This is a genomic window from Pricia sp. (assembly GCF_041745955.1).
GTDB lineage: Bacteria > Bacteroidota > Bacteroidia > Flavobacteriales > Flavobacteriaceae > Pricia.
Genome location: NZ_JBGTHY010000019.1, coordinates 1 through 7,681 on the forward strand (window position 1 = coordinate 1; position 7,681 = coordinate 7,681).

The window sequence follows — 7,681 nt, forward strand, 5'->3', positions numbered from 1 at the left end:
ATGGGATATTCTAACTTGATCAAATTTTCCGGAAGATTTTTTAGGAACCTCTGGCCCAGGGTATTGACGACCTGGTGATCGGGATGGGGGTCCCGGCGCCATGGAAGGGCTATCGCCGAAAAATAGCCCCTTTCATAAACCCCGGTTATTTCTTCGGCCAATAATGAGAGGGCAGTTTCTCGAAGTCCCCCGAGCTTTGAATCCGGTGCCCTTAAAAAATGTATGTCCTTGATACGTACCCCGAGAACCGAACATGCCCTGATGGCCTCCAGTTCCCTCATTTTAGAGAGGATCGACGCCGGATGCGTTATGGACGAATGCGATGCCGAGCCACTGGTAACGAATATAACGGTCACAGAATTCCCGGATTCCCTGAGAAGGGCGATCAGACCGCCACAACCCAGACTTTCATCGTCAGGGTGCGGGGCTAGGACCAGCAGGTTGCCCATATCGGCCGAAAGTCGCTCCCGGTTCAAAAACGCTGCGTTGAGAACTCCGGATCTATCCATTATCTACACGCTCTGAATAGTTTTCGGCAAAGGCCTTGCCGACAGCGTTCAAAGTCCTATCAGGTCCGGGCTGCTTGAGATATACGCTAAGGTCCCTATGTATACGCTCCAAAGGATGGGGCTCCATCATCCCCTGTAGACCGACCGACATTTCGCAAATTTTGAGGACTTCCTCGCAGATTTCCCTTGTGATCGAACGGAACATGTTCGATCGGTGCATAGACCCCGACGGATCGGTAAAACGTCCGTCCATCGCCTTACCTGTATCCTGCAGCCAAAGGTTTCCTGTCTCAAGCAACATTGCCAATTTGGCCATACGGGCAATTTGCTCCGGTGCCCCCGTCCTGTCCATTTTGTTCAGATGCCGTACGGTAGCCCTTATCGCCGCTTCCGCACCACCAAGCTGAACGGCGGCAAACCTAGCGGCACCGCTCGTAAAATCGGGCTCTTTTACATAATCGTAGGCATCCCCCAATATTTGGCTTTTTCCGAAACTTATGCCGGTAAAATCGAAACGGCAGCTTACGGAAGCTTTCATGCCCATGGGCCTCCAATAGGTCATGTCCTCCTCCAGATCATACTCGTCCATGGACAGTACTATCATGCGGCTACCCCCCCGGCCCTCTGCAGTGACTATCGGCCTGTGTATCTTAGAGGCCCCGGAACAGAAGACCTTGGCCCCCTCGAGTTCGTAACCGGCCTTGGAAGGAAGGAATCTTAAAGGCTCGGACGGAAATTCCGAGTTCCAGATTCCGAAAATGCTGCCCGAAATCGCCTGATGAAAATATTCCTGTTTTTGGTCGGACGAACAGAACCTATCGATAAGTAGAAGGGCGTTCAAATGGCCCTCGTAAATCCTGCCCAACGAAAGATCATAGGATCCGATGGTTTTGAGCGTTTCCAGAATCTTGATGTTCCCGTGGTCCCGGCCAAGCCCTTTGCCTCCGTAATGTAATGGTACGTTGATTGCCATAAGGCCCATCGAACGTAACATTTCGATACCGGATAAGGGAAATTGGTCGCTGTCGGCAGCGTATCTATCGGGAATCCCGGTCAGCCTCTTCGTCTCTCTATATTGTTCGATTATTTCGGACATCTATTTTTTAAAAATTTAACGATGGTGCGGCCACATTTTTAGTGACCGTAAATTTATGTTGAGACTATAGGTCGGTTTGCCCCGATACCAATCAATAGTAGTACGATACATAAAATAATACATGTCTTATATGTATTACATGCTGTACATGTAATACGCATGGTATTTTTCCGTTGTGCCCGAGCCAAGACTTATTTATTTACTGACTCCTTTTAGCATTTTATCCCTGTCAAGGTCGGTCCCGTCGTTTGCATGCAGCACGCTTACGTCGCCCGTGGACTCCAGTACAACGGCCAACACTTCCCCAAAATGCCTAACGTTCGATTCCCTTAATTTGGCAATTAAATCCTCCTCACTAACATTGGTCTTGGCAAGGTTTTCATATAGGATTCTGTCCCCGTCCATAATGAGCATCGGGGAATTGGTCAGCAAGGCGGAAAGTTTGTCGGATTTCCTCTTCATATAGGAAAAAAGTGTCTGAAAAGCTACGATGGTACCCAAGGCGATTGTTCCCTTGACAATTGTTTGCCCTGTGTTCATCACTACCGATGCCAATATCGAACCGATGGCAATGGTAGAGGCAAAATCGAAGGCCGACATCTTGGCGAATGTGCGAAGGCCCGAAATACGGGTTATCAGAATGATGATGCTAAAAATTAAAAGTACCGAGAAGAAGACAATGGTCAATGTAGACCAGGAATCATAGAACCAGTTTTGCATAATGGAAATTTAGTTGTTATCGATGTTCGATTTATCGGTTTGAATGTTACTTGTTCAGGAATAGTTTATTGGCGTAGAATAAAAAGGCACCCGTTGGGGGCGCCTTTTCTACGATTCCCAATATTTCAATGCAAGCTTTCAAGGGAATCGTTTTCTTGAATATCCCTACGGATTTCGTCCCTTTGGGAATTCAAAAGGTTCTTGAGTCCCACAGGAAGATTTTCATAATCGATAACATCGTTGTACTCCTCGATGGCAGCTTTGTCGCCCTTAATGGATTCTTCTAACATCGATTCATCACTATCGGCGGAAAACAAATCCTTTACATCCATCCAAGCGCGGTGCATGCTACCGGCAAAGGAACCATCGTCATCGAAATCTGAATAGGCGCCCTTGATTTCCTGTCTCAGTTTCATATTGAACTCCTTCCTTTTGGAAGCCTTCTGCCTAAAATAGGAGCTTAGCTTAGTACTATCGGCATTATCGGCCGCTTTATCATAACCTCTGCGCGCGTCTTCGTTCTTTTCGAGAATTTCCTCTATTTCATCAAATATTTCATCTCTATCTTTACTCACGATAATTCTAATTTTAAATTTCTTAAAAATACTTAGTAGAATTCGGCCGGTCGATTCCTTTCCGAATTATTTTTAACTGCATGCCACTCCTTTTTACTTACGTATGCCGTGGCCTATTACTATTTGGCAGACTGGAACTTCTTAGCCATTTACTATAAATGCATGGATAATACCCGGAAGCCAAGCCAATGCGGTCAATATTAAGCTAATCAGGAAGGTAGTTCCCAACCCATGGTTCATAAACACCGCCAAGGGCGGTAAAAGGATGTTCAAAACAATTGTTACTAATGACATATGCGATTATTTAAGATTTACACTTATTTAATGGTTGACAGTATAGGTTTAAGATCAAAGACCGTACATATGTTTCATTTTTTCGATGCCCTTTGAGTCTTTCGAGCCACCCGGTCCTCATCGACCAAAACGGCATAATCGGGCGAACCGGTAACGCCTCCGAAGAAAGCGGCGCCCCCGCCCAGAAGCAATATTGAGAAGGCTACGATACTTGCGGTACCTGCGGCATCGGCCGTCTTATCGCTATATTCCTTGACTTTCAGTTTGGCCTGCGCATAATATTTTTCAACCTTATTAACGGTAGTCCGCAATTTATTTTCCCATTTCTCGATAACGCCATCAATCTCTGCTTCATTCAGCTCGGTATTCTCAGTAAGCGATTTCTTCAATTTTTCCGCATCGATAAGTTCATCGGAGCCGTTCGAACCGATTTTAAGATTTCCATTCTTGTCCAAATCGAAGGAAAGGTCGCTGATATAGCTCTCGATATCGTTTTCAAGGTTCATCCGCTTCAGTTCATTTTTGGAATCCCGTAAAAATTTGCTGGTTTCCTCGGACGCCTCCTCGGGAAGCACATTGTATTTTTCGCCGGTATTGATCGAATCGAACATTTGCTGTTTCATATTTTTAGAGGCATTTTGGGTTTGCTCTTGACCAGATTTCAGGGCCTCCGCTACCTGAACGGTAATATCTTTGGAACCGTCGCCGCCGAAAACGCCGGAAACCACATTGCCAAGCCCGTTAAGGATACCGCCGACCGCTGAAGTGAGCATAATAATTTCGATAACAAGATATAAGGCCTAAACAAGAAAACCGTGCAGTGCGCCATCTATAATGGAGGGATAGCCAGACATACGCGCCGCCACCAGACCACCGCTAAAAAGTGCGGCAACATTCGTAAGGACCCACCAAATGGCGGTGCCGGTCCCTAGGCCTTCAAAAGGATCTGGTTCCGTTAGGGGGTCTATCGTGGTCAGGCCAATGCCTAATCCCAAGATGTTCAAAAGAAACATCAAGGATAATGTCGAAAGGGTGCCCGCCAATATAGCTCCCCAGGATATACGGGATATCTTTCTAGGAATGTCTTCAATTGTTGTAGTAGAGTTATTCATAGTGCTGGGGATTTAGGTCATGAGAAATATATTTTCTAACCTAGCCCTAAACGATACTAACTTGCAGACCAATCGAATAGACTTTTAAGGCAAATGAAATATCCAACGGATATTAAAAATCTGTTGCAGGCCTTATCCAAGCGCCAAAGATGGACAATGACACCCGCATACTTCTCTATAACGTTCCCTCTCGATTTGAAAAAAGACCGATTCTTCCGATTACTACCCCTAACTATCATTCATGTTTTAAAATTCAGCCCTTTTCTTTTGGTTCAAAAATAGAACCGATTAGGTCTACTGGCTTAAGGCCGTGAATGTAATCTTGTTGTTCACCATAAATATATAGCTATGATATTTCCCGAAATTTCAATTTTTACTGTTAGCCACGACAATAGTATTATTAAAGGCGCGGACCTTTCGTCTCCGTTGGGTAAAAGGTTCAAATTAATGTCAGCCCTACTTTTTTTCACTTTTTTGGGGCTCTGCCGGGCACAGACCGATCAGGGCACCTTTATGTTGGGAAGCGATCTCGGTAGTGGAATAATAAACTCATCGAGCAACGGCCTCTTCGGTTTGAATTTCGGCCTTAACGACGGTGCCGGTATGGATCTTGGTCTTAGTCCCAAGATGGGATGGTTCGTCCGGGACAATTTCCTTATAGGGGCCATAGCCAATATAGGATATTCCAAATCACCTGAAAGTAACTCTCAATCCAGCGAAAGCTTTGTATATGGACTTCAGGCACTGACCAGATATTATATCTCTCCAGATGATGTGGATGTTGACGAACTTCCGAGAAGACTTCGATTTTTCGCCGAAATTAATGGCGGGCTTTCCGGGGTCAATGTCAAGGACGGCCCTACGACCAATGGCTTTGCCTACGGTACCGGACCGGGCCTTGCTTATTTTATTACCGATAACGTGGCCCTTGAGACCACCTTTAAGTATAACGGTCTTCTCGGGGCGGGGAACACGGCCTATCAGCATGCATTAAGCCTGAACCTTGGGATACAGATATTTTTGGATAGAAATAGGGCGGAGAACATAATCGATGACGAACGTAGGGCAATAAACTAAAATAGGTACTGCGCATACCCCATAGATTAAGGTTCTGTAGTAATTAGGACCAGTTTCGCTCGGAAGCGTTGTTTTTCGCAAAGGAAAACAACGCTTTACTTTTTCCATTCGGGCTTTGATTTCTGTCGGACTTTTTGCCTTGGTTGAAAATAAGAACGTCAGGATAAAAACTTATTTTAAAAACTTAACTGGTTTTCTGGTATGGGGATTATTGCCAACGGATCGGCCGGGCTATTAAAGCGGTCGGGCGACACTTTTGTTTACTAACAATAGATTCTTGAAATTTCCGCACATTGCATTCCACGATATTCATATTTTACTTCAAAGCCCAATTTACAGGCCGATACAATCCCCCTGCTTCCCGTTCCCCCTACCACGGGGACGGTTTTCCAAGTTCGGGTTTTCCCTTCTTTCGCACGCTACGAAAAAGGTTTCCAAGTCTAAGTGTAAAATTGATCGGTTCATAGTTTCATAGCAATAAAACAAGGCTATCAAAATTTCTTTTTAATATGGAATAAATCCATTTTTACTATATTTAGCCGAGAGCATATTTGTACAATAATTACTATTGAGATAAAGGTAAAACCCATTTTTTTGAGTAAATGATGATGGTAAGGACTTATAGAATTCAATAGCTTAAATACTATTTGTTTATATAATACATTAATTACATGTATTACATTATTTTACTAGATTGTTAAGTAATATTATATGGCCACGGTCCAGTTTGAACAAAGCAAATTAATAATTGGCTACAATATGTCGAATTGAAAACCTGACCTAACAAAAACATTTTGTTGTTTATGTGTTACAAACATCTTCGATAGTTGCAGCCTGTTGAGTATCGTTAGTCTATGTTAGCTAGCTATTATTTATAGTGGATTTTTTTTCAGCAAAAGTGTTTTGCATAGAGATATTATTTACTTGCGCACCATTTTAAATTTTTCAATTTACCGTCCGGGCCGAAACCCTAGTCTTGTCTAACGTCTATACTATAATGCTATGGAAGAGAAACCAGTTGAAAAATCCAAAAAATCACGAAGGGAAATTCTGAACGGTTCGGTCTTTTACCAAGGTAAAGTTAACGACCAAAGTCCGGAGGATTCGACCGTCATCAAAAACACCGTTGAAATTGTTCTTCTTACAACGTATCCGCCCCGGGAATGCGGTATTGCTACCTACTCAAAGGATTTGGAGCATGCCCTTAAAAACAAGTTTAATGATTCTTTCAAGTTGAGGATACTTCCCTTGGAGGATTCGAATGGTGCATATAAGTATCCGAAAGGTATCGAACAGGCGCTGAATACGACTTCCGAATTCGATTTTTTAAAAAACTCCCATTTGCTCAATTCCGATGAGAAGGTCGGTGTGGTAATGGTACAACACGAATTTGGACTTTTTTGCAGCAATGAGCCGGCTTTTATCGACTTTCTGGAATCCATCAACAAGCCTTTGATCATAGTCTTCCATACCGTATTGCCGAATCCGGACAGCGAATTAAAGAAAAGTGTATCAAAAATAGCGTCGGCATCGGATCGCCTGATTGTAATGACCCGTAATTCCGCCGAAATCCTTGTACGGGACTACGGTGTCGCCAACGATATGATAGCCGTCATCCCACATGGTACACATTCGGTCTGCCATAAGGATGAACGGACATTGAAGGAAAAATATAACCTTACGGATAGACTGGTGCTTTCGACGTTCGGTCTTTTGGGGCCGGGCAAGAGTATCGAGACTTCACTGGATGCACTTCCCGCAATCATAAAAGAATATCCTCGAACCGTATTTTTGATACTCGGCAAGACCCATCCTACACTTATCAAGCAAAAAGGAGAAGATTACAGGGAGTTTCTTGAAAGCAAAGTCGAAAAATTAGGGCTGTCCCAACATGTACGATTCATAAATGAATTTCTCCCCTTGGACAAACTTTTGGAATATCTTCAGTTGACCGATATATACCTGTTTACATCAAAAGATCCGAACCAAGCAGTGAGTGGCACATTTTCATATGCCCTTAGCTGTGGATGTCCGGTAATATCGACACCGATTCCACATGCGCTCGAGGTGCTCAAAAATAATGCGGGTCATATTTTCGATTTTGAGGATTCGACCCAATTGGGTCAGGCAATAATCAATCTTTTTGGGAACGATGAAGCAAGGAAAACGATGCGCCTGAACGGGTTGCGCCATATTGCGGAGTCCACTTGGGACAATGCCGCCATTGCCCATGGAAAGGTCTTCGAGGCCGTGGGAAAGGCAAAAATTGAACTTGCATACCGAAAACCGGAAATCAAG

The 7,681-nt window shown here is 44.0% G+C and carries 9 protein-coding genes; 2 read left to right on the forward strand and 7 right to left on the reverse strand.

Features of this window, described 5'->3' with window-relative positions; translation table 11 throughout:
* The 7 genes from ACEW8S_RS00635 to ACEW8S_RS00665 form a co-directional block, all read right to left on the reverse strand.
* Positions 1-509, reverse strand: a 509-nt coding sequence (locus tag ACEW8S_RS00635; protein WP_373516261.1) for a PIG-L deacetylase family protein, incomplete at its 3' end; no start/stop codon positions are given.
* Entirely contained in the window at positions 502-1,605 is a 1,104-nt protein-coding gene (locus ACEW8S_RS00640; RefSeq protein WP_373516262.1) for an acyl-CoA dehydrogenase family protein, read from the reverse strand. The genes ACEW8S_RS00640 and ACEW8S_RS00635, both read right to left, overlap by 8 nt.
* 195 nt (positions 1,606-1,800) lie before the next feature.
* Positions 1,801-2,325 (reverse strand): DUF421 domain-containing protein, encoded by a 525-nt coding sequence (locus ACEW8S_RS00645; RefSeq protein ID WP_373516263.1) that lies wholly within the window; start codon positions 2,323-2,325, stop codon positions 1,801-1,803.
* Positions 2,326-2,450: 125 nt separating this feature from the next.
* On the reverse strand, positions 2,451-2,900 hold the full coding sequence (locus ACEW8S_RS00650) for a PA2169 family four-helix-bundle protein (RefSeq protein WP_373516264.1): 450 nt from the start codon (positions 2,898-2,900) through the stop codon (positions 2,451-2,453).
* Between the two features lie 141 nt (positions 2,901-3,041).
* Entirely contained in the window at positions 3,042-3,194 is a 153-nt protein-coding gene (locus tag ACEW8S_RS00655; protein WP_373516265.1) for a YqaE/Pmp3 family membrane protein, read from the reverse strand.
* A 74-nt stretch (positions 3,195-3,268) separates the two neighbouring features.
* Complete coding sequence (locus tag ACEW8S_RS00660; protein ID WP_373516266.1) at positions 3,269-3,967, reverse strand: hypothetical protein; 699 nt, start codon at positions 3,965-3,967, stop codon at positions 3,269-3,271.
* A gap of 27 nt (positions 3,968-3,994) precedes the next feature.
* Positions 3,995-4,306 carry a hypothetical protein gene (locus ACEW8S_RS00665; protein ID WP_373516267.1) on the reverse strand — a complete coding sequence of 104 codons (312 nt, stop codon included), beginning with the start codon at positions 4,304-4,306 and terminating at the stop codon, positions 3,995-3,997.
* Positions 4,307-4,753: 447 nt separating this feature from the next.
* On the opposite strand from ACEW8S_RS00665, the gene ACEW8S_RS00670 reads away from it, so the two are divergent.
* Together ACEW8S_RS00670 and ACEW8S_RS00675 are read left to right on the forward strand one after the other, a co-directional pair.
* Positions 4,754-5,383 (forward strand): hypothetical protein, encoded by a 630-nt coding sequence (locus ACEW8S_RS00670; RefSeq protein WP_373516268.1) that lies wholly within the window; start codon positions 4,754-4,756, stop codon positions 5,381-5,383.
* Between the two features lie 1,002 nt (positions 5,384-6,385).
* Positions 6,386-7,681, forward strand: a 1,296-nt coding sequence (locus tag ACEW8S_RS00675) for a glycosyltransferase (protein WP_373516269.1), incomplete at its 3' end; no start/stop codon positions are given.